At 57.6% G+C, this 24,699-nt stretch carries 25 protein-coding genes, 2 tRNA genes and 2 riboswitches; of the genes, 18 read left to right on the plus strand and 9 right to left on the minus strand.

Annotated features, from left to right (window positions below):
• Positions 1 to 7: 7 nt before the first annotated feature.
• On the plus strand, positions 8 to 862 hold the full coding sequence (locus tag WNY39_RS10710; protein ID WP_342845554.1) for an SDR family oxidoreductase: 855 nt from the start codon (positions 8 to 10) through the stop codon (positions 860 to 862).
• A gap of 13 nt (positions 863 to 875) precedes the next feature.
• On the plus strand, positions 876 to 1,460 hold the full coding sequence (locus WNY39_RS10715) for an exopolysaccharide biosynthesis protein (RefSeq protein ID WP_342845555.1): 585 nt from the start codon (positions 876 to 878) through the stop codon (positions 1,458 to 1,460).
• On the opposite strand, the gene WNY39_RS10720 is transcribed toward WNY39_RS10715, so the two are convergent.
• From WNY39_RS10720 to thiB, 3 genes are read right to left on the minus strand one after another with little or no spacing between them, the layout of a single operon-like run.
• Positions 1,461 to 2,153: an ATP-binding cassette domain-containing protein gene (locus tag WNY39_RS10720; RefSeq protein ID WP_342845556.1), complete on the minus strand. Its 693-nt coding sequence runs from the start codon at positions 2,151 to 2,153 to the stop codon at positions 1,461 to 1,463. It abuts the gene before it with no gap.
• A complete protein-coding gene (locus WNY39_RS10725) occupies positions 2,140 to 3,696 on the minus strand; it encodes a thiamine/thiamine pyrophosphate ABC transporter permease ThiP (RefSeq protein WP_342845557.1) in 1,557 nt (518 codons plus the stop codon). The genes WNY39_RS10720 and WNY39_RS10725 overlap by 14 nt, the downstream gene beginning before the upstream one ends.
• Positions 3,672 to 4,649 (minus strand): thiamine ABC transporter substrate binding subunit, encoded by a 978-nt coding sequence (thiB, locus tag WNY39_RS10730; RefSeq protein WP_342845558.1) that lies wholly within the window; start codon positions 4,647 to 4,649, stop codon positions 3,672 to 3,674. The genes WNY39_RS10725 and thiB overlap by 25 nt, the downstream gene beginning before the upstream one ends.
• A 34-nt stretch (positions 4,650 to 4,683) precedes the next feature.
• Positions 4,684 to 4,783: riboswitch (TPP riboswitch) on the minus strand.
• Between the two features lie 92 nt (positions 4,784 to 4,875).
• On the opposite strand from thiB, the gene aroC reads away from it, so the two are divergent.
• The 3 genes from aroC to WNY39_RS10745 all read left to right on the plus strand — a co-directional run bounded on the left by aroC (position 4,876) and on the right by WNY39_RS10745 (position 8,100).
• The gene (gene aroC / locus WNY39_RS10735) at positions 4,876 to 5,976 is read left to right on the plus strand and encodes a chorismate synthase (RefSeq protein ID WP_342845559.1); all 1,101 of its coding nucleotides are present in this window, start codon (positions 4,876 to 4,878) and stop codon (positions 5,974 to 5,976) included.
• An 80-nt stretch (positions 5,977 to 6,056) separates the two neighbouring features.
• Positions 6,057 to 7,034: a DMT family transporter gene (locus tag WNY39_RS10740; protein ID WP_342845560.1), complete on the plus strand. Its 978-nt coding sequence runs from the start codon at positions 6,057 to 6,059 to the stop codon at positions 7,032 to 7,034.
• A 118-nt stretch (positions 7,035 to 7,152) separates the two neighbouring features.
• Positions 7,153 to 8,100 carry a cyclase family protein gene (locus tag WNY39_RS10745; protein WP_342845561.1) on the plus strand — a complete coding sequence of 316 codons (948 nt, stop codon included), beginning with the start codon at positions 7,153 to 7,155 and terminating at the stop codon, positions 8,098 to 8,100.
• A 75-nt stretch (positions 8,101 to 8,175) separates the two neighbouring features.
• Here the strand turns inward: WNY39_RS10745 and WNY39_RS10750 are convergent, their stop codons facing one another.
• Positions 8,176 to 9,045 (minus strand): branched-chain amino acid aminotransferase, encoded by an 870-nt coding sequence (locus tag WNY39_RS10750; RefSeq protein ID WP_342845562.1) that lies wholly within the window; start codon positions 9,043 to 9,045, stop codon positions 8,176 to 8,178.
• A gap of 162 nt (positions 9,046 to 9,207) precedes the next feature.
• On the opposite strand from WNY39_RS10750, the gene WNY39_RS10755 reads away from it, so the two are divergent.
• The 5 genes from WNY39_RS10755 (at position 9,208) to dxs (ending at position 13,642) form a co-directional block, all read left to right on the plus strand.
• Positions 9,208 to 9,720: a MarR family transcriptional regulator gene (locus WNY39_RS10755; RefSeq protein WP_342845563.1), complete on the plus strand. Its 513-nt coding sequence runs from the start codon at positions 9,208 to 9,210 to the stop codon at positions 9,718 to 9,720.
• A complete protein-coding gene (locus tag WNY39_RS10760; protein WP_341233084.1) occupies positions 9,717 to 10,418 on the plus strand; it encodes a response regulator in 702 nt (233 codons plus the stop codon). Before WNY39_RS10755 ends, WNY39_RS10760 begins: the two co-directional genes overlap by 4 nt.
• A gap of 142 nt (positions 10,419 to 10,560) precedes the next feature.
• The gene (locus WNY39_RS10765) at positions 10,561 to 10,803 is read left to right on the plus strand and encodes an exodeoxyribonuclease VII small subunit (RefSeq protein ID WP_341233085.1); all 243 of its coding nucleotides are present in this window, start codon (positions 10,561 to 10,563) and stop codon (positions 10,801 to 10,803) included.
• Positions 10,790 to 11,695, plus strand: a complete 906-nt coding sequence (locus WNY39_RS10770) for a polyprenyl synthetase family protein (protein ID WP_342845564.1) — start codon at positions 10,790 to 10,792, stop codon at positions 11,693 to 11,695. The genes WNY39_RS10765 and WNY39_RS10770 overlap by 14 nt, the downstream gene beginning before the upstream one ends.
• 18 nt (positions 11,696 to 11,713) lie before the next feature.
• Entirely contained in the window at positions 11,714 to 13,642 is a 1,929-nt protein-coding gene (gene dxs, locus WNY39_RS10775) for a 1-deoxy-D-xylulose-5-phosphate synthase (protein ID WP_342845565.1), read from the plus strand.
• A 19-nt stretch (positions 13,643 to 13,661) separates the two neighbouring features.
• Here the strand turns inward: dxs and WNY39_RS10780 are convergent, their stop codons facing one another.
• On the minus strand, positions 13,662 to 14,096 hold the full coding sequence (locus WNY39_RS10780; RefSeq protein WP_341233088.1) for a 6,7-dimethyl-8-ribityllumazine synthase: 435 nt from the start codon (positions 14,094 to 14,096) through the stop codon (positions 13,662 to 13,664).
• An 82-nt stretch (positions 14,097 to 14,178) separates the two neighbouring features.
• A riboswitch (FMN riboswitch) is annotated at positions 14,179 to 14,332 on the minus strand.
• Positions 14,333 to 14,398: 66 nt separating this feature from the next.
• Between WNY39_RS10780 and WNY39_RS10785 the strand changes: the two genes are divergently transcribed.
• The 5 genes from WNY39_RS10785 to WNY39_RS10805 all read left to right on the plus strand — a co-directional run bounded on the left by WNY39_RS10785 (position 14,399) and on the right by WNY39_RS10805 (position 18,645).
• Positions 14,399 to 15,022 (plus strand): FMN-binding negative transcriptional regulator, encoded by a 624-nt coding sequence (locus tag WNY39_RS10785; protein WP_342845566.1) that lies wholly within the window; start codon positions 14,399 to 14,401, stop codon positions 15,020 to 15,022.
• A 65-nt stretch (positions 15,023 to 15,087) separates the two neighbouring features.
• Positions 15,088 to 15,699 (plus strand): glutathione S-transferase, encoded by a 612-nt coding sequence (locus WNY39_RS10790; protein ID WP_342845567.1) that lies wholly within the window; start codon positions 15,088 to 15,090, stop codon positions 15,697 to 15,699.
• 175 nt (positions 15,700 to 15,874) lie between these two features.
• A complete protein-coding gene (petA, locus tag WNY39_RS10795) occupies positions 15,875 to 16,435 on the plus strand; it encodes a ubiquinol-cytochrome c reductase iron-sulfur subunit (RefSeq protein ID WP_341233091.1) in 561 nt (186 codons plus the stop codon).
• A gap of 12 nt (positions 16,436 to 16,447) precedes the next feature.
• Positions 16,448 to 17,791, plus strand: a complete 1,344-nt coding sequence (gene petB, locus WNY39_RS10800) for a cytochrome b (RefSeq protein WP_342845568.1) — start codon at positions 16,448 to 16,450, stop codon at positions 17,789 to 17,791.
• Positions 17,792 to 17,796: 5 nt separating this feature from the next.
• The gene (locus WNY39_RS10805) at positions 17,797 to 18,645 is read left to right on the plus strand and encodes a cytochrome c1 (protein WP_342845569.1); all 849 of its coding nucleotides are present in this window, start codon (positions 17,797 to 17,799) and stop codon (positions 18,643 to 18,645) included.
• Positions 18,646 to 18,974: 329 nt separating this feature from the next.
• Here WNY39_RS10805 and WNY39_RS10810 read toward each other — a convergent pair whose 3' ends face one another.
• The 3 genes from WNY39_RS10810 to dapF all read right to left on the minus strand — a co-directional run bounded on the left by WNY39_RS10810 (position 18,975) and on the right by dapF (position 21,853).
• Entirely contained in the window at positions 18,975 to 19,583 is a 609-nt protein-coding gene (locus tag WNY39_RS10810) for a Crp/Fnr family transcriptional regulator (protein WP_342845837.1), read from the minus strand.
• Positions 19,584 to 19,769: 186 nt separating this feature from the next.
• Positions 19,770 to 21,026: a tRNA (N(6)-L-threonylcarbamoyladenosine(37)-C(2))-methylthiotransferase MtaB gene (mtaB, locus tag WNY39_RS10815; protein WP_342845570.1), complete on the minus strand. Its 1,257-nt coding sequence runs from the start codon at positions 21,024 to 21,026 to the stop codon at positions 19,770 to 19,772.
• Complete coding sequence (gene dapF, locus WNY39_RS10820; protein ID WP_342845571.1) at positions 21,023 to 21,853, minus strand: diaminopimelate epimerase; 831 nt, start codon at positions 21,851 to 21,853, stop codon at positions 21,023 to 21,025. The genes mtaB and dapF overlap by 4 nt, the downstream gene beginning before the upstream one ends.
• A gap of 117 nt (positions 21,854 to 21,970) precedes the next feature.
• On the opposite strand from dapF, the gene WNY39_RS10825 reads away from it, so the two are divergent.
• Positions 21,971 to 22,046, plus strand: a tRNA-Lys gene (locus WNY39_RS10825).
• A 144-nt stretch (positions 22,047 to 22,190) separates the two neighbouring features.
• Here the strand turns inward: WNY39_RS10825 and WNY39_RS10830 are convergent.
• Positions 22,191 to 22,267 (minus strand) — tRNA-Arg (locus WNY39_RS10830).
• A 144-nt stretch (positions 22,268 to 22,411) separates the two neighbouring features.
• Here WNY39_RS10830 and WNY39_RS10835 point away from each other — a divergent pair.
• On the plus strand, positions 22,412 to 23,449 hold the full coding sequence (locus tag WNY39_RS10835; RefSeq protein ID WP_093917210.1) for a LacI family DNA-binding transcriptional regulator: 1,038 nt from the start codon (positions 22,412 to 22,414) through the stop codon (positions 23,447 to 23,449).
• Positions 23,446 to 24,666: a crosslink repair DNA glycosylase YcaQ family protein gene (locus WNY39_RS10840; protein WP_342845572.1), complete on the plus strand. Its 1,221-nt coding sequence runs from the start codon at positions 23,446 to 23,448 to the stop codon at positions 24,664 to 24,666. The genes WNY39_RS10835 and WNY39_RS10840 overlap by 4 nt, the downstream gene beginning before the upstream one ends.
• Positions 24,667 to 24,699: the final 33 nt, after the last annotated feature.

Below are 24,699 nucleotides of genomic sequence, written 5' to 3' on the forward strand. Positions count from 1 at the left end.
TGTTGTGATGGAAAAAACACTTTTATCGATTGGCCACGGGTACAGCGCGCGGGCCTTGGCAGAACGGTTGGTCCCGCAAGGATGGCGCATTGTTGGTACCACGCGCAGTGCTGATAAGGCGGATCAAATCGCCGCGACCGGGGTCGAACCCATTGTCTGGCCGGGCACCGATCTGGCGACGCTGGTGGCAGAGTTTCCCAACATCCTTGTGTCAGCCGGGCCGGGGCCGGACGGTGATCCGGTGTTGAACGGGGTGCAGGATGATATCGCCCGTGCAGCGCCCGACCTGCGGTGGCTTGGCTATCTGTCGACCACCGGCGTTTACGGCGATCACGGCGGCGATTGGGTGGATGAAACCACGCCGCTCAGCCCCTCGACCAAACGAGGGCAAGCGCGGGTGGAGGCCGAAGCACGCTGGCAGGCCATTCCCGATCTGCCGCTGCATATTTTCCGGCTGGCGGGCATTTATGGCCTGGGTCGCGGCCCCTTTGCCAAGGTGCGCGCGGGGACGGCACGGCGCATCATCAAGAACGGTCAGGTGTTTTCACGCATCCACGTCGATGACATCGCCCAAGCGTTGGAGCTGTCTTTGCGCAACCCGGATCCCGGTGCGATCTATAATCTATGCGACGATGACCCGGCCCCACCCCAAGATGTGATCGCCTATGCGGCCAAGCTGCTGGGGGTCCCGACCCCGCCCGCCATCGCGATTGAAGACGCTGAAATGACCCCGATGGCGCGCAGTTTTTATGCCGAAAGCAAAAAGGTTCGGAACGACCTGATCAAGCAGGCGTTGGGTTGGACGCCAAGATACCCGACATATCATGAAGGGTTGAATGCGATGCTTGCCTTGGAAGGCTGATCTAGAGGGTCTGATGCTGACTGCGACCAACAACAGTTTGAACGACCTGCTGGACGGGATGCAAAGTGCCGCCGAGCAAGAAAACGTCACATTGCGCGATGTGCTGGACGAGTTCGGCGACCGGTCGATCACGCCGTTCATTTTGCTGGCGTCGGTCTTGCTGGTGTCGCCCCTGTCCGGTGTGATCGGGATGTCGACTTTTATGGCGATCTTGGTGTTTATCCTGTCCGCGCAGGCGCTTTGGGGTCGCAAGCGGCTGTGGTTGCCGGAATTCCTGCTGAACAAACAGATGAAATCATCCCATCTGCACAGCGTCGTGCGGTGGCTGCGCAAGCCGTCGTCGTTCTTTGACCGGCATTCAGGCAAACGGTTGCAGTTTATGACAACCGGGCCAATGCGGGTTCTGACGTTGCTGATGTGCACGATCCTGCCCATCGGGTGGCCGTTTCTGGAATTCGTACCTTTTGCATCGTCAACGGGCGGGGCCACCGTGGCGCTGTTCGCCTTTGGGCTTTTCACGCGGGACGGGCTGTATGTGCTGTTGGGCTATCTTGCGATGCTTGGCGTTGCGCTGGCGTTCTATCTGGTACTTTTCTGACTATCCCAGATAGCTGCGCAGTTCTGCGGGCGGGTTATCCATCAACGCCTTGGCGGGTTGCGGGGCATGGGCGATGCCGCCCGCAACAAATATCACCTCATCCGCGATGCGTGCCACGTCTTTCGGGTCGTGGGTGACCATAATCAGCGATGCGTTCGTCTCTGTAACCAGCTGTTGCACCAAATCCAGCATCTCGTTTCGCAACGCAGGCCCGAGTGCCGCAAATGGTTCATCTAGCAGGACGAGCGGCCGCGCCTGAACCAAGACGCGCGCAAGGGCGGCGCGGCTTTGCTGCCCGCCGGATAGCGAGCCGGGTTTTCTATCGGCCATCTCTGCCAGCCCGACCCGTGACAGGGCGCGTTCTACATCTGCCTTGTCACTGGCGGTCAGCCGCATGTCGCGGCGCAGGCCAAGCCCGACATTCTGCAAAATGCTGAGGTGTGGAAACAGATTGTTGTCCTGAAACAGCATCGTCATTGGCCGCGCACCGGGTGCATCATTGGTGATGTCGCGCCCTTGCCACATCAATCGGCCCTCGGTGATAGGGGCGAACCCGCACAGCGCGCCCAGCAGGGTTGATTTACCAGCGCCGGAGGGGCCAATAACCGCATATTTCTTTTGCGGTTCAATCGACATATCGGCCCGCAGTGAAAAACTGCCTTGGGTGATAAGCACCTGTTCAAGCTTGAGCATGGGCGCGTCCTGCCTTGTCGAAAATCCAAAAAATGCCCAGCGATAGCGCCAAAAGAATAAGCGCGGCCCCGGCTGCGGCCTCCATCTGGTAGCTGCCCATAAGACGGTACATTTGCAATGGCAATGTGGTGTGGTCTTGATCTGCGAATAGGGCGATCACACCAAGATCCCCCATGGAAAGCGCCCCGGTCAGCCCCATCGCAAAGCCGATTTGCGGGCGCAATCGCGGGAAAACGACCCAACGCCAAAATGGCCAGCCTTGCAGGGACAACGCTTGGGACAGACGCCCATAGACCTGCACGGTGTCACGCAACGGTGGCACAAGGATGCGCAGCGCAAAGGGCAGGGCCATCAATGCGTTTACCAAGGCGGTTACAGGCAGCGCAAATAACACAGGGTCCGCGACCGGGTGGATCAGAATAAACCATCCTGTGCCGATCATCAGCGGCGAGGCCGCGATGCCGAACAGGCCGATGGCCTCGACGCTGCCGCGTTTGGCGGTGGCAATCCAGCCCGCCATGGGCAATGCCAGCAACAGCAATACGGCCACACTGCACAAGGCAACGCCGATGGAGGTCACCGCCGATTGCCAGACGATTGCCGGTGTTACCAACAACCCGGCCAGCCCTTGCGCGATGATGGCGCCAAAAGGCAGCAGCAAAAACAGCGCGCCGATAGTGATGACGATCCCGTCTAGCAGTCGTTGGACCCCGCCCCGTGCATCCCAGCGTCGGCGCAGACGGTCTTGGCCGCCGCCAATGCTGACGTTTGGGATGATCCACAACGCAAAGAATGCGGCACTGCCAGCCAAAACAAGCTGTACCAAGGACAGCAAGGCGGCGCGGCTTAGGTCGAAATCAAACCGGAACGCCTGATAGATTGCCAGTTCGATGGTCGTGGCGCGCGGGCCACCGCCAAGGGTCAGCGCCACGGCAAAGCTGGTCAGGCAAATGACAAAGATAAGTGCCGCCGTTCCCGGCAAAATCTGCCGCAGCATCGGCCATTCGATTGTTTGGAAAACGGCGCGCGGCGTTAGATCAAGCTGTCCCGCCAATCGAAACCGTTCAGCAGGAAGCGTTTGCCACGCTTGCAACAAAAGGCGCGTCGCAAGCGGGAGATTGAAAAACACATGCGCCAGCACAACCCCGTGCAGCCCGTAAATCGATATCGTGGGCAGGTTCAAACCAGCGAGCGCCATGTTGAGCCAACCCGCCCGCCCGAATACCGTCAACAGGCCCAGAACCGCGACAATAACGGGCAGGATGAACGGCGCACCCAGCAAAGTCACCAGCAGGCCGCGCCCAACGAACTGTCTGCGGGCCAACGCGCGGGCAACAGGAACGGCCAGCACCGTTGAGATGCCAGCAGACAGCGCGGCCTGAACGACGGTAAAGTGGATTGCAGACCATTCAGCGGGGCCCAGGCCGCTGCCGTATTCTGCGCGCGTCAAAACGGCCCAAACTGCGGCAAGGATCAGCAAGACCACCAAAGCGGCCGCGCTGATCCCGGTTTTTGTACTTATTGCGAAAGGGCGGAGAGCCATTCAGCCAGCGCCTCTTTTCGGAGTGCAGGGACGGCTTCGTTCGGAATCAAAAGCGCCTTTCCGGGTTCGATGGTTTGGTCAAATGCGGCAGGCAGCCCACCTTCTGGCATAACCGCAGGATACATCCAGTTCGTTGTTGGCAGCACAGATTGAGCAGCATCCGACACCATGAATTCCATGAACGCGTCGGCCAGATCACTTTGATCACTGTTCGCCAGTTTGCCGACAACTTCGACCTGCATGTAATGACCTTCGTCAAAGGGGGCCGCGACCTTTGTTTCATCTTCTTCGGCGATGATGTGGTAGGCGGGCGATGTGGTATAGCTTAGCACCATATCGGCCTCGCCCTCAAGGAACAGGCCGTATGCTTCGGACCAGCCTTTGGTCACGGTGACGATATTGTCGGCCAACCCGTCCCATATTGCTGGTGCCTCATTGCCATAGGCCTCTTTGACCCACATCAGCAGACCCAAGCCGGGGGTGGATGACCGCGGGTCTTGGATGATGATTTTGATATCGCTTTCGCCCAGCTCGCGAAAATTCTTGGGGGGTGTCAGATCGGTATTGTGAACAAAAGCGAAATAGCCCCAATCATAAGGGATAAAGCTTTCGTCGTTCCACGCGATGGGCAGGTCATAGTCGGCGTTGATGTCAGTCGGTGCAAACAGGCCGGTTTTCTTGGCCGCCGCGATCAGGCTGGTATCCAGCCCCAGCACAATATCCGCGTCAGATCGCGTGCCCTCAAGCTTGAGCCGGGCCAGCAATGCGGGGCCATCCCCCATGCCAACGAATTTCAGATCGCAGGCGCAGGTTTCTTCGAACGCCTTTTCGATCACCGGGCCGGGGCCCCATTCGGCAACGAAACTGTCGTAGGTATAGACCACCAATTCGGGCGTGTCGGCCAAAGCAGATGTGGCAAGAAAAGTTGTGGCAGCAAGTGTAAGATACTTCATGGCATCCTCCAAAATGCGGCGTCAGAAAGCGTTGGAGTGATGTCCAGACCTTCCCTCCGCCGGTGTTAACCGGTTCAGGTTCTACGGGTCAGCTTTCGCAATCTCAGCACAACAGTGCCCCCCGAGGTATCCAAAGACGTAGGAGGCTTGTGCGCCCTTGGCAAGCCAAAACCCCTTGAGGCATGCCGCCACCCCCGTTAATGCGGAGGGCAAAGGAGCATCCAATATGTCGATCAACAGCTTTGGCCATCTTTTCCGCGTCACCACTTGGGGTGAAAGCCACGGCCCTGCCCTGGGTGCGACCGTTGACGGCTGCCCGCCCGGCGTGGCGATCACCGAAGAGATGATCCAGCACTGGATGGACAAGCGTAAGCCCGGCCAGAACAAATACACCACCCAGCGGCGCGAGGCCGACGAGGTTCGTATTCTGTCGGGCGTGTTCGAAGGGGTGACAACCGGCACGCCAATCCAGTTGATGATCGAAAACACCGATCAGCGGTCGAAAGACTATGGTGATATCAAGGACAAGTTCCGCCCCGGCCATGCCGACATCACCTATTTCCAGAAATACGGTATCCGCGATTATCGCGGGGGTGGCCGGTCGTCGGCGCGGGAAACCGCGTCGCGTGTGGCCGCAGGCGGATTGGCCCGCGAGGCGATCAAGGCGATTGCCCCAAATCTGCAAATCACCGGCTATATGGTGCAGATGGGTGCCCACAAGATTGACCGCGATGCGTTTGATTGGGACCAGATCGAGCAAAACCCGTTCTGGGTACCTGACGCCAAAGCAGCGGGGGATTGGGCTGATTATCTGGATGGCTTGCGCAAGTCCGGTTCGTCGGTCGGCGCGGTCATCGAGATAACAGCGCGCAATGTCCCTGCTGGCCTTGGTGCGCCGGTTTATGGCAAGCTTGATACCGATCTGGCCGCAGCGATGATGAGCATTAACGCCGTCAAAGGTGTGGAAATCGGCGAAGGCATGTCTGCCGCGATGCTGACGGGCGAATTGAACGCTGACGAGATCAGCATGGGCCCTGACGGTCCTGTGTATTCGTCGAACCACGCGGGCGGTATCTTGGGCGGGATCAGCACAGGGCAGGATATTGTGCTGCGTTTCGCGGTCAAACCGACGTCGAGCATTCTGACCACACGCAAGACAATCACAAAGTCGGGCGAAGATACCGAGATCATTACCAAGGGCCGCCATGATCCCTGCGTGGGTATCCGTGCGGTGCCGGTGGGCGAGGCGATGATGGCCTGCGTCTTGCTGGATCATATGCTGCTGCACCGGGGGCAGGTTGGCGAAAATCAGGGCATCATCGGCTAAGCTGGCCGAAAAGTTCAAATTTTTCGGTAGGCCGCGCGCGGGGTCTTGAACTTTGATCCGCAGGGGCGCAAGCATCCGGTATGGCAGCAACAATGACTGAACACCGCCCGGGACGGGCCATTGCCCTCAAACTGGGGGCTGTCTTTTTATTCACGGCCATGGCGGCCATCATCAAGACCGCGACCGATACGGTCCCGGCCGCGCAGGCTGTGTTCTTCCGGTCGTTCTTTGCCTTTCCGGTTATTATTTTGTGGCTCTGGCAGCGCGGCGATCTGCGCCACGGGTTAGAGCCGTCAAATCTGATGGGGCATGTCTGGCGCGGGGTGTTTGGCACCACGGCCATGGGGCTGACCTTTGGCGGGCTTAGTTTGTTGCCGTTGCCCGAAGTCACGGCAATCGGCTATGCGACGCCCTTGTTCACCGTTGTTTTTGCTGCGATTTTTCTGGGCGAACGGGTGCGTCTGTTCCGCCTGTCTGCGGTTGCCGTTGGTTTGGTGGGGGTTTTGATCGTGCTCTACCCGCGCTTTACGATTGGGGGCGATGCGGTGTCGCAGATGGCGACGATGGGCGCGATTATGGTTCTTGGCGCGTCGATCATGCGGGCCATGGTGCAAATTCACGTACGCAGGTTGGTGCAAACCGATAGTACCGCAGCGATCGTGTTCTTCTTTTCTCTGACGGCGACTGTGCTTTCTTTCCTTACGCTGCCTTTGGGGTTGATTCTGAATTGGTCGCCTTTTGTGTGGGTCATGCCGGGGCTTGGGGTAAGCGCCTTGTTGGTTGTCGCCGGGCTGATTGGCGGGATTTCGCAAATTATGATCACGTCCTCTTTCAGGTTCGGCCCTGTTTCGATGCTGGCCCCGTTCGATTATGCGTCGATGATTTTCGCGACCCTCATCGGGTGGCTGGTCTTTAGCGAAGTCCCGACACCTGCCATTTTGATCGGTGCCGGACTGGTGATGACCGGCGGCGTGCTGATCATTTGGCGGGAACGGCAACTGGGGCTGGACCGGTCAAAAGCCAAGGCCAGCAGCCCCCCGCAAGGCACACCTAGTTAGGGTGTTAGACGTTGCGTCATGCGCGCTTAGGTGGAAATCGTGTTAGCCTGATCCTCTGGACATGCGGAATCACCTCTCAAAGAAGGGGCCGCATTTATTTTCTGGGAGGAGAAGTACCATGACATTGAAATCAATTATTGTTGCGTCAATCGCCTGTGGCTTTGCGGCCAGCGGTGCATTCGCGCAGGATTGTGTCCCGTCGAAATGGGGCGCGGACGATCAGATCGGATCGGCCAACCTGATCAGCACTGAGCGGACGCTGGAGGCGTCAAAACTGATCAAACGCGGTAAATCAATGCCGCTTGGTATCGTGATCGGCCCCGATACACCGGCCTTTCCACCACGGTCGCTGAACCTGCAGATCGTGCAGCCGAACCAGCAAGGTGGGCAAAAGCTGTCGGCCTTTGGGTACGAGGGGAATTATAACGACGACATCATCCAGACATGGATTGGCATCGGGTCGCAGTTGGATGGTTTGGGCCACTTGGGCGAAAACGGCCAATACTATAACTGTCTGGACGAAAAAGAGATTTCCGCGATTGGCGGTCTGACTAAATTGGGCACCCACGCTGTGCCGCCGCTTGTCGCCCGCGCGGTGATCGTCGATATGGCCAAGCATTTCGGCAAAGACGTGTTGGCCGCTGGCGAGCATTTCGGCGAGGCCGAGATTAAGGCGGCAATGGATGCCCAAGAGATCACGGTGAATGAAGGCGATATTGTCATGTTCCACACCGGGTGGACCGACGGCATGCTGGAAAGCAATCCTGCCGCGTGGGGATCATCCGAGCCGGGTTTGAACAACGAAGGTGCGGTTTACATGGCGTCGATGAACCCGATGGCTGTGGGTGCAGATACCTGGGGGCTTGAGGCGATTCCGGCCAAAGAGGGTGACAAGATTTTCTATGGCCACGTCACGCTGTTGAAAGACAACGGTATCTATATTCTTGAAACGATGAATACGGGTCCATTGGTACGCGACGGCGTGAAGGAATTCATGTTCGTTCTGGGTCAGCCGCTGATCAAAGGCACGGTGCAGGCGATGATTAACCCTGTCGCGCTGTATTAAATCGTTGTCGAAACGGAAACCGGCGCGGGGGTGAACCGCGCCGGTTTGTTTGGGTAAGGTGGGTTGGCACCCACCCTACATCCGGACGAGGCGTTCGTAGGCTTCCGAGATGTCGCGCGTCAGGGCACCCACCTCGAAGGTGTAATCGGCGATCTGGCCGACAGGTGTCACTTCGGCGGCGGTGCCGGTCAGCCAGCACTGTTCAAAGCCTTCAAGCTCTTCCGGCATGATGCGGCGTTCGTGAACCACTAGACCTTTTTCCTTGAGCATCCCGATAACCGTCTGACGTGTCAGGCCGTTCAGGAAGCAGTCGGCCAGCGGTGTATGCACTTCGCCGTCTTTGACGAAAAAGATGTTCGCGCCTGTCGCTTCGGCCACATAGCCGCGATAATCCATGAACAACGCGTCAGAGCATCCTTTGGCCTCGGCCGCATGTTTGGATGTGGTGCAGATCATATAGAGACCGGCGGCCTTGGCATGCACGGGGATCGTCTCGGGCGAGGGGCGCTTCCACTTGGAAATGTCGAGCTTGGCGCCCTTCATCTTGGCGTCGCCATAGTAGTTGCCCCACTCCCAGCCGGCGATGGCCAGACGCACAGGGTTGCGCGCGGCAGATACGCCCATGTCAGGGCCCGCACCACGCCACGCAACGGCGCGCACATAGGCATCTGTCCAGCCGTTGGCCTGAAGCATTTCGTATTTGGCAGCTTCGATTTCATCGACGGTGTAGGGGATTTCGAAATCCAGATACTCGGCGGATTTGCGCAGACGCTCCGAATGTTCGCGGCCTTTGAAAATCTTGCCGTTATAGCACCGCTCACCTTCGAACACAGAGGAGGCATAGTGCATGGCATGGGTCAGAATATGGACATTGGCATCACGCCAATCGATCATTTTGCCATCCATCCAGATCTTGCCGTCGCGATCATCATATGCACCGTCCATGGTGAATCCTTCCTTGATCCGTCATCATAATTTACGAATGTTGCGTGAGATATACCCGAAACGGACATTTTCTTACGCAAAACCTGAGATTCGTTAGCCTTTGACACTTGGAAAGTCAACAAGGCTGACGTAAACTCTGATGTGAAGTTGCAGGAGACAAGAATGGCAGACGGACGCGGCACATCTTCTCATTCCGGTGAAAACCTGTTGTTTTTAACGGATGAACAGCTGCGGCAGGCGATCGAGGCCATGTTTTTTGCCTATCGCGGATTTACGGCAGATCCTGACCGAATTCTGGTGGATATGGCCTATGGCCGCGCTCACCACCGTGCGATCCACTTTATTAACCGGGCACCGGGCACAACGGTGAATAATTTGTTGGGGCTACTGGGTGTTACAAAACAGTCCCTAAATCGTGTGTTGCGCACGTTGATTGCCGATGGTCTGGTGGAAAGCCAAGTGGGAAAATCAGACAAGCGGGAGCGGCATTTGTACTTGACCGAAGCAGGCCGCGTGCTTGAGCAGACATTATCGGACGCGCAACGCGTGCGGATGCGCGGCGCCTTTCGCGACGCAGGACCAGAGGCCGTCGCCGGCTTTAGAACTGTGCTGGAAACGATGATGGACCCCGAAATGCGCCATAGCTACCTGCGTCTGAAAGAGAATAGCGGATGAGCAGCATGGATGCGCATCTGCTGATCGTGGACGATGACGAACGTATTCGGACGTTGTTGCAGAAATTTCTGATGCGGCACGGGTTTTTGGTGACTGCTGCACGCGACGCAGCACATGCACGGCGGATTCTGGCCGGTCTTGATTTTGATTTGATCGTGCTGGACGTGATGATGCCCGGCGAAGACGGGCTTAGCCTGACCCGCAGTTTGCGTGAAACAATGGCGACGCCGATTTTACTGCTGACCGCGAAAGGCGAGACCGACAACCGGATCGAGGGGCTTGAGGCGGGTGCAGATGACTATCTGGCAAAGCCGTTCGAGCCAAAGGAACTGCTGTTGCGCATCAATGCGATTTTGCGCCGCATGCCCGATACCAGCGTTTCCGACAGCGCGCCAAAAGTGCTGTCGATGGGGCCGATCCGCTATGACATCGAACGTGGAGAGCTGTGGCAGGGCGACGACCTGGTGCGGCTGACGGCGACTGAAATCCAGCTGATGCGCATTTTTGCCGCGCAACCCGGCGCGGCGCTGAGCCGGTCAAAGCTGGTCGAGGAATTGGGCCGTGATCGCGGGCAAGCGCAGGAACGTGCTGTTGATGTGCAGATCACCCGGCTGAGGCGCAAAATCGAAGACAATCCAAAGCAACCGCGCTATCTGCAGACCGTGCGCGGCGCGGGTTATATGCTGGCACCGGATTAATTCAGTTGCCGCCCTGTGGGGGTTTCACACCCCCAAACCCCCGTGGGATATTTTTGAGCCAGAGAAGTTGTGATCGGCGACTGGAAGGCGCGGGCCATGCAAGCTATGGTCGGGGCAAATTGACGTATGAAGGTTGGCAGACATGACTGAAACTGCGGTAGACGAAATGAGCTTTGAAGCGGCGATGGCCGAGCTTGAGAAAGTATTGGGCCAGCTGGAACGGGGCGATGTCGCGTTGGATGAAAGCATTGCGCTGTACGAGCGTGGTGCCGCGTTGAAAAAGCGCTGTGAAACCAAGTTGAAAGAAGCAGAAGAGAAAGTTGCCCAGATTACCTTGGACGGGGATGGCAATCCGACAGGGGTGACGGCTGTTGGCGGGGTTTGACGTTCATTTGGACGCAGAGCTGACGCGCAGGCCGTTTGATCAGGCGCTGGGCCATGCGGCCGATTTGGCGACCGGGCAGATATTGCACGGGCTGGGCGGCGTGGATGGTACGGTCGCAGAGGCGATGCGATACGCCGTGACCGGTGGCAAAGGGTTGCGTGCCTTTTTCGTGATCGAGAGCGCGCGGCTGCACGGTATTCTGGATGCGCAGGCGGCCCCTTGTGCCGGTGCAATCGAGGCACTGCAGGCGTATTCATTGGTGCATGATGATTTGCCGTCGATGGATGATGATGATCTGCGACGGGGTAAGCCGACGGTCCATGTGCAATGGGATGAAGCGACGGCCATTTTGGCCGGGGATGCGTTGCAATCCTTGGCGTTTGAGCTGATTGCGAATACTGGATGCCCTGATGCCGCCCGTGTGGCTTTGATTGCGGGGTTGGCCCGTGCGGCCGGCGTGCGCGGCATGGTCGGAGGGCAGGCGATGGACATCGCGGCCGAAACCGCCAGCCAGCCATTGACCCTAGAACAGATCAGCGTTTTGCAAGTGGGCAAAACCGGTGCGTTGATTGAATGGGCCGCGACCGCCGGACCGGTGATGGCAGGTGCTGATGCAGGCCCGTTGCGGCGCTATGCCCGCGACCTTGGCCTTGCCTTTCAGATCGCCGACGACATCTTGGATATTGAGGGCGATGCCGAAACTGTTGGCAAAGCTGTCGGAAAAGATGCAGGTGCCGGTAAGGCGACATTCGTATCGCTGCTGGGGTTAGAGCCGGCGAAAGAGCGGGCCCGCGCGTTGGTGAATTCTGCTTGTGACGCTTTGGCCCCTTATGGCGACGACGCGGAAACCTTGCGAGACGCGGCACGCTTCGTTATTGCGCGCAAAAGTTGACCCTTCGGAGGGGCCGAGATGACTGAAAGACCCAAGACACCATTGCTGGACCGTGTGGCACGCCCTGCGGATCTGAAACAGTTTTCCGATCCCGAGCTGATCAAGCTGTCGGATGAGCTGCGCGCCGAGACGATTTCGACTGTGTCCGAAACAGGCGGGCATTTGGGTGCTGGCTTGGGCGTTGTTGAATTAACGGTCGCCTTGCATGCAGTTTTTGACACCCCCCGTGACAAGCTGATCTGGGATGTTGGTCATCAATGCTATCCGCATAAGATCCTGACCGAGCGGCGTGATCGCATTCGTACCCTGCGGATGAAAGACGGGCTAAGCGGTTTTACCAAACGCAGCGAATCCCCCTATGATCCGTTTGGCGCGGCGCATAGCTCGACCTCGATCTCGGCTGCGTTGGGCTTTGCCGTTGCGCGTGATCTGGGCGGTGTGGTGCCCGAGGGGCTGGGCGATGCGATTGCGGTGATCGGTGACGGGTCGATGTCTGCCGGTATGGCCTATGAGGCGATGAATAACGCGGGCCATCTGAAAAAGCGGATGATCGTGATTTTGAACGACAACGAGATGTCGATTGCCCCGCCTGTCGGCGCGATGTCATCTTATCTAAGTCGTTTGTACGCCGAAGAACCGTTTCAGGATTTCAAAGCGGCGGCCAAGGGGGCGGTTAGTCTGCTGCCCGGTCCGTTCCGCGAGGGGGCAAAGCGCGCCAAGGATATCCTGAAGGGCATGGCCGTTGGCGGGACATTGTTCGAGCAGTTGGGGTTCTCGTACCTTGGGCCGATTGACGGGCATGACCTGAACCAGTTGCTGCCTGTACTGCGCACGGTCAAGGCGCGGGCCACAGGGCCGACGTTGATCCATGTGATCACCAAGAAGGGCAAGGGCTATGGCCCGGCTGAGGCGGCCCGCGACAAGGGGCACGCCACGGCGAAGTTTAACGTGCTGACCGGAGAGCAGAAAAAAGCGCCGTCAAATGCACCAAGCTATACGCGCGTGTTTGCCGATAGCCTGATCGCCGAGGCGGCGAAGGATGACAAAATTTGCGCGGTCACGGCAGCGATGCCGGATGGCACCGGGTTGAACCTGTTTGCAGAACGTTATCCCAGCCGCTGTTTTGACGTAGGCATTGCTGAACAACACGGCGTGACGTTTTCGGCGGCACTGGCTGCGGGCGGGATGAAACCGTTTTGCACGATGTATTCGACGTTCTTGCAGCGCGGTTATGATCAGGTTGTGCATGATGTTGCGATCCAGCGTTTGCCGGTGCGGTTTGCAATTGATCGTGCGGGGCTGGTTGGCGCGGATGGGGCGACCCATGCGGGCGCATTTGATGTGGCGTTCTTGGCGAACTTGCCGGGTATGGTTGTGATGGCCGCCGCGGATGAGGCCGAGCTGGTGCATATGGTCGCCACCGCCGCGGCGCATGATGACGGGCCGATTGCGTTCCGTTTTCCGCGCGGCGAAGGCAACGGCGTTGATATGCCGGAACGCGGTGTGCCGCTGGAAATCGGCAAGGGCCGGATCATTGCAGAGGGCAAGCGCGTGGCGCTGCTGTCATTCGGGACGCGATTGGCAGAAGTCGAAAAAGCCGCCGAAGCGTTGCGCGCCAAGGGGATCACCCCGACCATTGCAGACGCACGATTTGCCAAGCCGCTGGACCGGGACATGATCCTGACACTTGCCGCTGATCACGAGGCGCTGATTACGATTGAAGAGGGTGCCGTCGGTGGCTTTGGCAGCCACGTCGCGCAATTGCTGAGTGATGAAGGCGTGTTTGACGAGGGGCTTAAATATCGGTCGATGGTGTTGCCTGACATCTTTATCGATCAGGCCAGCCCGGCGGATATGTATGCTGTCGCTGGCATGAATGCCGAACAGATCGAAGCCAAGGTGCTGGATGTGCTGGGCATCGCCAGCATTGCGGTGCAGCGGGCCTGACGCGCAGGCCCGCGCGGGTTTAGGCGTCTAGCAACTGGCGCGCGGCAACAACCCCAAGGGCAGCCGAGGCGGCCTCGCGGCCTTTTTCCACAAAATGCGCGCGGTAGATCGCGTTGTGGTGGTCGGTTTCCTGATAATGATGGGGCGTCAGGGACACGGATAGAATCGGCACTCCGGTATCCAACCCCACGCGCATCAACCCATCGACAACAGCCGACGCCACAAAATCATGGCGATAGATGCCGCCATCCACGACAAAAGCCGCGCAGATAATGGCGTCGTATTTGCCGGACTTGGCAAGCGTTTGCGCCATCAAGGGCATTTCAAACGCACCGGGCACATCGACCACGTCGATTTGGGACGCGGGGATGGTTTCGGAAAACCCGTCATAGGCACGATCCACGATATCGGCATGCCAGCGGGCTTTGATAAAGGCGTAGCGGGTGTGTGTCATAGTGATCTCCTTTTTAACGTCAGCGACACAAGTCACCCAAGGCGATCACGATTACGGACGGCCCAGAATTGGGTCGGCGCAAACGCATTCTCTTCCATCCGGACTATGACCGTCGGCTCTGGCATCTCACCAGATCTGCTGACCAACCGACCCTTTCGGGGCAGTCGCGCTCGCGGGCTCGTGGCGCAAGGCCACATACCGCCGGTGGGGAATTGCACCCCGCCCTGAGAATATGTGCAAGTTGCCAAGCTGCGCGCGGGTCTGCAATACCAAAAGTGAACTTGTAGGAAAGTCATAGGCCCATGCACCCCAACCCGATCTATCATGATGCCGATACAGCCAAGAATATCGCCTTTGCCCGCGAACGCGGATTTGGTGTGCTTGCTGCGAACGGGGCGACGGGCCCGTTGATGTCGCATGTGCCGTTCTTGTTGAACGATGCGGGCGATATTGCCGACCTTCATCTGGTGCGGTCCAATCCGATTGCGCGGGCGCTGTCTGAACCGGTTACCGTGAAATTAGCTGTGGTTGGTGGTGATAGCTATGTCTCGCCAGACTGGTACGGGGTCGAGGATCAAGTCCCGACTTGGAATTATGTCGCTGTACATTTGACCGGCGTGTTGGAACTGCGCCCTGCCGAGGAACTGCTTGATCTGCTGAACCGTCAATCAGCATTTTACGAATACAGGCTGCTGCCGAAACCGCCTTGGACCACCGACAAGATGCAAGACGAGACGATGCAAAAGCTGATGCGGATGATCGTACCCTGCCGGATGACCATCACAGGCGTCGACGGGACATGGAAGTTGAGCCAGAACAAACCGGACGCGGTGCGCTTTGCGGCGGCCGATGGGGTGGGTGCGCATGGCTTCGGGGCCGAGGTGGATGTCATCGCCCAGATGATGCGCGCGGCCACAGGCGGTTGAACAACAAGTGATTGCACCGGCCCGCGTTGCCAGTGATATTGGCATAACTCTTGGAGGAGACCACGATGAAGCTCTATTATTCCCCGACCTCGCCCTATGTTCGCAAAGTCATGGTGTTGCTGCACGAAACCGGTCAGATTGATGATGTGACGCTTGAGACGATGCATACCACGCCTTTGTCACCTGACGCAGCGTTGCTGTCGAAAAACCCGCTGACCAAGGTCCCCGCGCTTGAGCGTAGCGAAGGACCGACATTGTATGACAGCCGGGTGATTTGTGCCTATCTGGACGATCGCGCTGGTGGCAAGCTCTACCCGGCGGCCCCGCGCCGCTGGGATACACTGACGCTTGAGGCGACAGCGGACGGAATATTGGATGCCGCGTTGCTGATGGTTTACGAGGGGCGGATGCGGCCGGATGACAAACAGATGCCGGAATGGGTCGAAGGGCAATGGGGTAAAATCGAACGCGCCGTTGCCGTGCTGAACAGCCGCTGGGTGAGCCATTTGTCCGGTCCGCTGGATATGGGGCAAATCGCCGTTGGCTGTGCGCTTGCCTATCTTGATTTCCGCCACGACGCGCGGAATTGGCGCAAGGGGAATGACGCGCTGGCAGGCTGGGCGAAAAACTTTGATTCGCGCCCGTCAATGCAGGCAACAGTGCCGCCTGCTGCTTAAATTAGTAAAATTTCAGGGTTTTAGGCCCATTGAAACCCTAGCTGCGGCGGTTTGCGCATCAAAGGCATCTGGACGTGCGCAGTCCTTGAGGCTAGTAAACAACAGAACTACGGGAGGCGTGTTTTCGCCGCCCCTTGGATTAATGGCCTTTTGGCCCTCGATTTGGAGTTAACCCGTGTCCCAAGCAGAAGATCACGCAGGCACCCGGAGGGATTTCCTCTACTACGCCACGGCAGGTACAGGTGCGGTTGCCGTTGGTGCGGCAGTCTGGCCTTTGGTCAATCAAATGAACCCATCCGCCGATGTTAAGGCGTTGTCCTCTATCCGCGTTGATGTTTCCGCGGTTGAGCCGGGCACCCAATTGACGGTCAAATGGTTGGGTAAACCTGTGTTTATCCGCCGTCGTACCGACGACGAGATCGCCAAGGCGCGCGACGTTGAAATGTCTGAGCTGCCTGACCAAGGTGCCGAAAACGCGAATATCGCGGCTGATTCACCTGCAACCGATGAAAACCGCGCAATGGTTGGCAACGAAGAATGGCTGGTCATGATGGGCGTGTGTACGCACCTTGGCTGTGTGCCTTTGGGTGACGCGGGTGATTTCGGCGGCTGGTTCTGCCCATGCCACGGCTCGCACTATGATACCGCGGGTCGCATCCGCAAAGGTCCAGCACCGCGCAACCTGCCGGTGCCAATTGCAGAATTCGTGGACGAAACCACGATCAAACTGGGTTAAGGGAGAACTAGAATGGCTGGAATTCCTCACGACCATTACGAGCCAAAATCAAACGGTGAAAAGTGGCTGCACAGCCGCCTGCCGGTTGTTGGGCTGCTGTATGACACATTGATGATCCCGACCCCAAAGAACCTGAACTGGATGTGGATCTGGGGCATCGTTCTGACGTTCTGTCTGGCGTTGCAAATCATCACCGGTATCGTTCTGGCGATGCACTATACACCGCATGTCGATCAGGCGTTTGCCTCGGTCGAACATATCATGCGCAACGTGAATGGCGGCTATATGCTGCGTTATATGCACGCTAACGGCGCATCGCTGTTCTTTATTGCTGTGTACGCTCACATCTTCCGCGGCCTGTACTACGGCTCCTACAAAGCCCCACGCGAGGTGACGTGGATCATCGGTATGCTGATCTATCTGTTGATGATGGGCACGGCATTCATGGGCTACGTTCTGCCATGGGGTCAAATGTCCTTCTGGGGCGCGACCGTTATTACCGGTCTGTTTGGCGCTGTGCCATTCGTTGGTGAAGCGATCCAAACCCTGCTTTTGGGTGGACCAGCGGTTGATAATGCAACGCTGAACCGTTTCTTCAGCCTGCACTATCTGTTCCCCTTTGTGATTGCGGGTTTGGTTATCGTTCACATCTGGGCGTTCCACACCACGGGTAACAACAACCCAACTGGGGTTGAAGTGCGTCGCGGATCAAAAGAAGAAGCAGAGAAAGACACGCTGCCCTTCTGGCCGTATTTCGTGATGAAAGATCTGTTCGCGCTGGCCGTGATCTTGGTGATCTTCTTTGCCATCGTCGGGTTTATGCCAAACTACCTTGGCCACCCCGATAACTACATCGAAGCAAACCCGCTTTCGACACCTGCACACATCGTTCCTGAATGGTACTTCCTGCCGTTCTACGCGATCCTGCGCGCCTTTACTGCTGAAGTATGGGTTGTTCAGATTGCGTCGTTCGTGACCGGTGGCATCATCGACGCCAAATTCTTTGGTGTGTTGGCGATGTTCGGTGCGATTGCTGTGATGGCGTTGGTGCCTTGGCTCGATACCTCTTCGGTTCGGTCGGGTCGGTACCGCCCAATGTTCAAGTGGTGGTTTGCGCTGTTGGTCGTCGATTTCTTTGCGCTGATGTGGCTGGGTGCCATGCCCGCCGAAGAACCATATGCCAGCCTTTCGTTGATCGCAGCGGCCTATTGGTTCGGTTACTTCCTGGTCATCATGCCGCTGCTTGGTGTGCTTGAGAAACCATTGCCACAGCCCGAAACCATCGAAGCCGATTTTGCATCGCATTACGATGCGAAAACCGGCGGCACCAAGACGCTGGTCAACCCAGCAGAGTAAGGACCATGACAATGATCAAGAAAACTTTCATATCGGCTGTTGTCGCCTTGGGCCTTACAGGGTCTGCCGCTTTGGCGGCGGGTGGTGCAGCGCATGTAGAAGACTTTGACTTCTCTTTCGAAGGCCCGTTTGGGGCCTACGACACCAACCAGCTTCAACGCGGTCTTCAGGTTTACACAGAGGTCTGTTCGGCGTGCCACGGTCTGAAATTCGTACCGCTGCGCACATTGGCGGATGAGGGCGGCCCACACATGCCCGAAGATCAAGTGCGCGCCTATTCGGAACGCTACGAAGTCTTCGACGCCGAGCTGGACGATTTCCGGCCGGCAACACCGGTTGACCACTTTCCGGTATCAGCCCTTGAAAACGCGCCTGACCTAAGTCTGATGGCTAAGAAACGTGCTGGCTTCCACGGGCCTTACGGTCTGGGGATCAACCAGTTCTTCAAAGGCATCGGCGGACCGGAATACATCGCGTCGCTGATGGTCGGCTATGAAGACGCGCCGGAATGCGCGCCCGAGGATTTCCCGGGCTCGTATAACAAAGCGTTCGCAAATGGCGGCATCCCTGATTCCTGTAAGGACGACAACGGTCATTCCATGGTCGAGGGCAGCTGGATCTCCATGGCACAGCCGCTGTATGGCGATGACGTTGAGTATGCCGACGGTCACGAATCCGACCTGCACCACGAGGCGGCTGACGTTGCTGCATTCCTGATGTGGACAGCAGAGCCCAAGATGATGGCCCGCAAGCAGGCTGGTTTCGCGGGCGTGGTTTTCCTGACGCTTCTGTCGGTTCTGTTGTACCTGACAAACAAGCGCCTTTGGGCACCGGTAAAATACAAGAAAGACTGATTTATCAGTCTTTCGACACCGCTAAAAAGTAAAGCCTTCTGGACCGGGACTGATCCAGAAGGCTTTTGCGTTTGTGCGAAGTGGGGAGCCTTCTTGTGAAGCACAAACAAATTGGCCGATAAAAAGAGAGAGAAGAGCAAGCGCCCAGATCAATTGAACGCTATGGCAAAGGCGGATAACTACCTTGGCCGAACCCTGTCCCTCTGTCTCTAAATCGGGCCAACATCATCCAGAGTAGAAGGATGATTTTTATCGCTGTCCCGTGTTTTCAATAAGTTAATTAATAGTTAACTCGGGCTCTCGGGTCTGTGATCTTGATCACATAACGGTTAGATATCGTCAGAAGCCGCTATTTTTTCTAGGTTTTCTTGCTCAAGTATCCGCAATGACCCGCGACTTAGGTCAATCACACCTTCGCGCTTCCATATGGCTAGGGTCTTGGAAACCGATTCGCGGCTTACCCCGACAAACTCCGCCAATTCCGCCTGAGATAGCTTAAGCGTATGGTCATGCGCGCCGTTATGCTTGGCGAGATACAGAATTTTTTGCGCCAATCGCATCGGTAGCGGCAGAAAAACCTGATCGCGAAGCTGTTGGCCCATCCACCGCATACGCCGCCCGGCCAACTGGATCATATCCACGCCCAGCTCGGGCCGTTCGTTCAGTGACGCCAGAACATCAGCGTTCTTGATACCCCATACGGTTGCCCCCTCAAGCGCGATAACAGTCGCGGTTCTGGGGCCGGGGGAAAATAGCGCGATTTCACCAAAGATCGCGCTCTTGCTCATTACATCAAGGATCAGCTTGCGGCCATCGGGGGACAGCACGCTGAATTCCAAGGTGCCGCTGCCAATTGCATATAGGGTTTCGCCGGGGTCGCCCTGTTCGAACAGAACCTCGCCCTTTTCCAATCTCTTTTCCGTCGCCAATTCAGCCATCAACTGCTTTAGCACGTCCGACGCATTCGCGAGAAATCCGTTCTCAATCAGCTTTTTAAGGTTCTTGGGGGGGGAATCTGGCAATGCTAGGTGTCCATCTTGTGCAAGGTGCAGCTGTTCCCGCTACCTTCTACATACCCTAGGGGAAACGCAATCTTAGGTGTGTATTAAAACGGGGAAATACGACTAGCCGACCAATAGATGGGTTTCATCGTGATCCGTGATTTTCGCCGCAACAATGCTTCCCTCGATTTGGGGGTGGGCAAAATGAACTTCGGTGAATTGTTCCGTCCGGCCCATCGCGGCGCTTTCCATCAGAACGCGGTGATCGACGCCTTGCTGTGCGTTCAGATGCTTGGCCACTTGCTGTGCACCAGCTTCGCGCAGGCGGGCCGCACGGGCTTTGATCAAGGCACCGTTCACTGCGGGCATCCGCGCGGCTGGCGTTCCTTCGCGGGCCGAGTAGGGAAAGACATGCAGCCACGTCAGATCGCATTCATCGACCAGCTTGAGGGAGTTGGCGAACATCGCTTCGGTTTCTGTCGGGAAGCCCGCGATAATATCCGCGCCAAAGGTCATATCCGGGCGCAGTTTCCGCGCATCCTCGGAAAACTTGATCGCATCGTCGCGCAAATGGCGCCGCTTCATCCGTTTGAGGATCATATCATCGCCGTGTTGCAGGCTAAGGTGCAAATGCGGCATCAACCGGGGTTCGGTCGCGATGGCCTGCATCAGGTTGTCGTCCACCTCGATCGAATCGATCGAACTGATTCTCAGACGTGGCAGATCGGGGACCAGCCGCAAAATGCGCATGACGAGATCGCCCAGCTTGGGCTCTGATGGCAAATCAGCGCCCCAACTTGTTAGGTCCACGCCGGTCAGCACGACCTCGTTAAAGCCTTTATCGACCAACCGCTTGATCTGATCGACGACAACGCCGGCCGCAACAGACCGTGAATTGCCACGGCCATAGGGGATGATGCAGAAGGTGCAGCGATGATCACAGCCGTTTTGCACCTGAACATAGGCGCGGCTGCGCGTGCCGAAGCCGTCAATCAGATGGCCGGCGGTTTCGGTGACCGACATAATGTCGTCGACCTGCACGGCCTCACTCTCGCCAATGAAATCAGCAGCCAGCCCTTGCCACGTCGCGCCGACCATCTTTTCGGTGTTCCCGATGACAGCGTCGACTTCGTCCATCTTGGTAAACGTATCCGGCTCGGTCTGGGCGGCGCATCCCGTGACGATCAGCCGGGCATTTGGATTGGCTTTGCGCAGCTTGCGGATATCCTGGCGGGCTTTGCGCACGGCTTCGGCTGTCACCGCGCAGGTGTTGACCACAATAGCATTTTCCAGACCCGCCTGCTGGGCAAGGTCCTTCATCGCTTCCGTCTCATACGCGTTCAGACGGCAACCGTGGTTTGAGAAAATAGGCGCGGTCATTTCAAGCTATCCAGAAAGGCGGGGGTCAGGGTGCCGCTGAATACATGCGCGGTTGGCCCGGTCATCCAGACGCCATCCTCGCGCCAGTCAATCTGTAGCGTGCCGCCATCAAGGTCGATGCGCACCATGCGCCCTGTCAGGCCCCTACGGGCCGCAGCAACAGCTGTGGCGCAGCTAGACGACCCAGAGGCCAGCGTGACCCCCACGCCCCGCTCCCAGACGCGCATACGGATATGATCAGGCCCGACAATTTGCGCGACCTGTACGTTGGTGCGCTCGGGATACAGCGGGTGGTGTTCGCTCTCGGGGCCAAAGCTGGCCAGATCGACAGCTGCAACGTCATCCACAAAGAACGTGCAATGCGGGTTGCCCATGCCGGTCGCTGTCGGCGCGCCCTCAATCGGCAGCTCTAGCGTATCCATGGCACAGGCCAGCGGAATGTCCTGCCAGTCAAGCTGCGGTTGGCCCATGTTCACTGACGTCAGGCCATCCCCCAAATCGCGCGCTGCCAGATCGCCACGATCTGTTGTCAGATGCAGGGACGATTTTCCCGTCTCATCCATCAAGAACCGCGCAATACAGCGGGTGGCATTGCCGCAGGCCGCAGACATTGAGCCATCCGAATTATAGAACGTCAGGTGCGCGTTGCCCTTGCCGTTGGAAATGACGGCAAGCTGATCAAAGCCAACACCAAAATGCCGATGCCCGACGGCCTTGGCCAGCGCGGGGGTGACGGAAAACGAATCCGGACCCGACTCGCGCGCATCCAGCACGACAAAGTCGTTTCCCAGCCCATGCATCTTCATGAAGGGCAAACCGTTGGTCATATCACTGCACATTTGGCGCATATAACGCGGCGAATGAAACTTATCCAGCATGTGCGGAAAATTTCGTACGTTAAGGGCTTGACCCCACCGCGCCACCTTTCTAGTAAGCCGCCTAGTGGGCCTGTAGCTCAGTTGGTAGAGCAACTGACTTTTAATCAGTAGGTCTCCGGTTCGAACCCGGACGGGCTCACCATTTTTACTTACGAATTTGAGCGTTCGTATACACCATCCCTTAATCGTTTTCCCCGCCCCGTGATGCGCCCTTGGCAAGCCAACGCATTAGGATTGGCGAATTTTCCCAAGTTTTTACACGGCGATTTGTAAACGGGTTGATTTTTGGTGACCCCGATTGGATTCGAACCAATAACCTGCCCCTTAGGAGGGGGCTGCTCTATCCAGTTGAGCCACGGGGCCGCCGAATTAGCTTTAGCAAGCCAGGGTAGGGTCGTCACCCGCAAAAACGGGGTTGTCGTTTTGGGGCGCGACATCGTGATGTCTTGCGCCATGCTCATAATCTACGTTAGCGTGAGACATTGGTTGAAGAGTAGGATATTGCCCTTGTCACAGACCCCCAAACGCCCGTTAACGCTTCGTGATGTATCAGACGCCTGTGGCGTTTCCGAGATGACAGTCAGCCGGGTGTTGCGCAAACGGGGTGATGTGTCAGAGGCAACGCGCCTGCGGGTTTTGGCCGCCGCGAAAGAGCTGGGATATGTGCCCAACCAGATCGCAGGATCGCTGGCCTCGCAGCGGGTGAACCTTGTTGCGGTTATCATCCCGTCCCTGTCGAATATGGTATTTCCCGAGGTGCTGAATGGCATCAATCAGGTGCTCGAAGACACGCCGCTGCAGCCTGTTGTCGGGGTGACAGATTACATGCCCGAGAAGGAAGAGCGCGTTTTATACGAAATGCTGTCCTGGCGGCCGTCCGGTGTGATCATCGCGGGGCTTGAGCATTCGGACGCTACCCGTGCCATGTTGAAAAACGCTGGCATTCCAGTGGTCGAGATTATGGATGTCGATGGCCGCCCGATAGACGCGGTCGTGGGGATTTCGCACCGCCGTGCGGGTCAGGAAATGGCCAAGGCGATCCTGAAAGAGGGCTATGAGCACATCGGGTTCATGGGCACCAAGATGCCGTTGGATCACCGCGCCCGTAAACGCTTTGAAGGATTCACCGAAGGGCTGGCAAAAGCCGGGATCGAGATTGAGGACCGCGCGTTTTATTCCGGTGGGTCGGCGCTGGCCAAGGGCCGCGAGATGACCCAAGATATGCTGGAACGGTCGCCCGATCTGGATTTTCTGTATTATTCCAACGACATGATCGGGGCAGGCGGCCTGCTGTATCTGATCGATCAAGGTATTGATATCCCGGGGCAGATCGGGTTGGCGGGTTTTAACAACGTCGAACTGTTGCAGGGTTTGCCACGACAGTTGGCCACAATGGATGCCTGTCGCGCCGAAATCGGCCGTGCTGCGGCGCAGATCATTCTGAACGACACATTGGATGAACCCGACCCCGATTTGCAGACACATGTTACAATGACGCCAACCCTGTCATTGGGGGATACGCTGCGCCGCAAACGCAGCGGATGAATACTCTCACGCTTAGCAACAAAGACGCGCGACGTCTGTTCCTGAACCGTCATTTGTTAAGTGATACGCCGCAGGGCGATGCAAAAGGGGACGCGCTGCTGAAGGTGATCGAGGGGCTTGGTTTTGTCCAGTTGGACAGCATCAACACCGTCGCCCGGGCGCATGATCTGATCTTGTTTTCCCGCAAGCCCCGCTATCGCCCCAGCGGATTAAAGCGTCTCTATGAAAAAGACAGCGCGTTGTTTGAGCATTGGACCCATGACGCGGCCGTCATTCCGATGGGCTATTATTCCTATTGGGAAATGCGCCGCCAGCGTGATGCCGAGACCCTGCGCAAGCGGTATCGCAACTGGCATAAGCATGACTTTGAATCGCAGTTTAGTAAGCTTTTGGATCAGATCCGCGAACAGGGTCCGGTTTGTTCTGCCGATGTTGGCAAGGACGAGAAACGATCAAACAGCGGCTGGTGGGATTGGCACCCGTCAAAGACCGCGCTGGAATACCTGTGGCGCACTGGCGCGCTGCATGTCGTTGGCCGCGAGGGTTTCCAGAAACGTTATGACCTGACCGAAAACGTGCTTGAGGCGCATCTGTGTGACGCGACCGCCGCGCCGGATGATACGGCGACGATTGACTGGTGCTGCAACGGGGCGTTGGATCGCCTTGGCTTTGCAACCCATACCGAACTGGCTGCGTTCTGGGATCACATCAGCCCGGCAGAGGCCAGGGATTGGGTGCGCGCAGAGCTTGCCGCAGGGCGCTTGCAGCCGATCTTGGTAACCTGCGCTAACGGCGAAACGCGCGATGCCTTTGCCCGCCCGGACATTGCGAATGACCCCGCGCTTCAAATTGAACCCACTCAACGGTTGCGCGTGCTCAGTCCCTTTGATCCGGCGTTGAGAGACCGCAAACGGGCCGAGCGTCTGTTCGGTTTTAACTACCGTATCGAGATGTTCGTGCCCGAGGCCAAGCGTACCTATGGTTATTATGTTTTCCCGATCCTGCAAGGCGACAGCATCATTGCCCGCGTCGATATGAAAGCGTTCCGCGACCGCGATACGCTTGTGGTGCGCGCACTCTGGCCAGAGCCGGGAACGCGATGGGGCAAAGGCAAGCAAAGCGCATTCGAGGCCGAACTGGCGCGGCTAACCAAGCTGGCGGGCGTATCCCAGATCAGCTTTGACGATGATTGGCTGCGCGCGCCGAAACCCACGTAGACAGCACGGTTTATAGGCACCATCGCGGCCCGT

This window comes from Sulfitobacter sp. AS59, assembly GCF_038899995.1.
GTDB lineage: Bacteria > Pseudomonadota > Alphaproteobacteria > Rhodobacterales > Rhodobacteraceae > Sulfitobacter.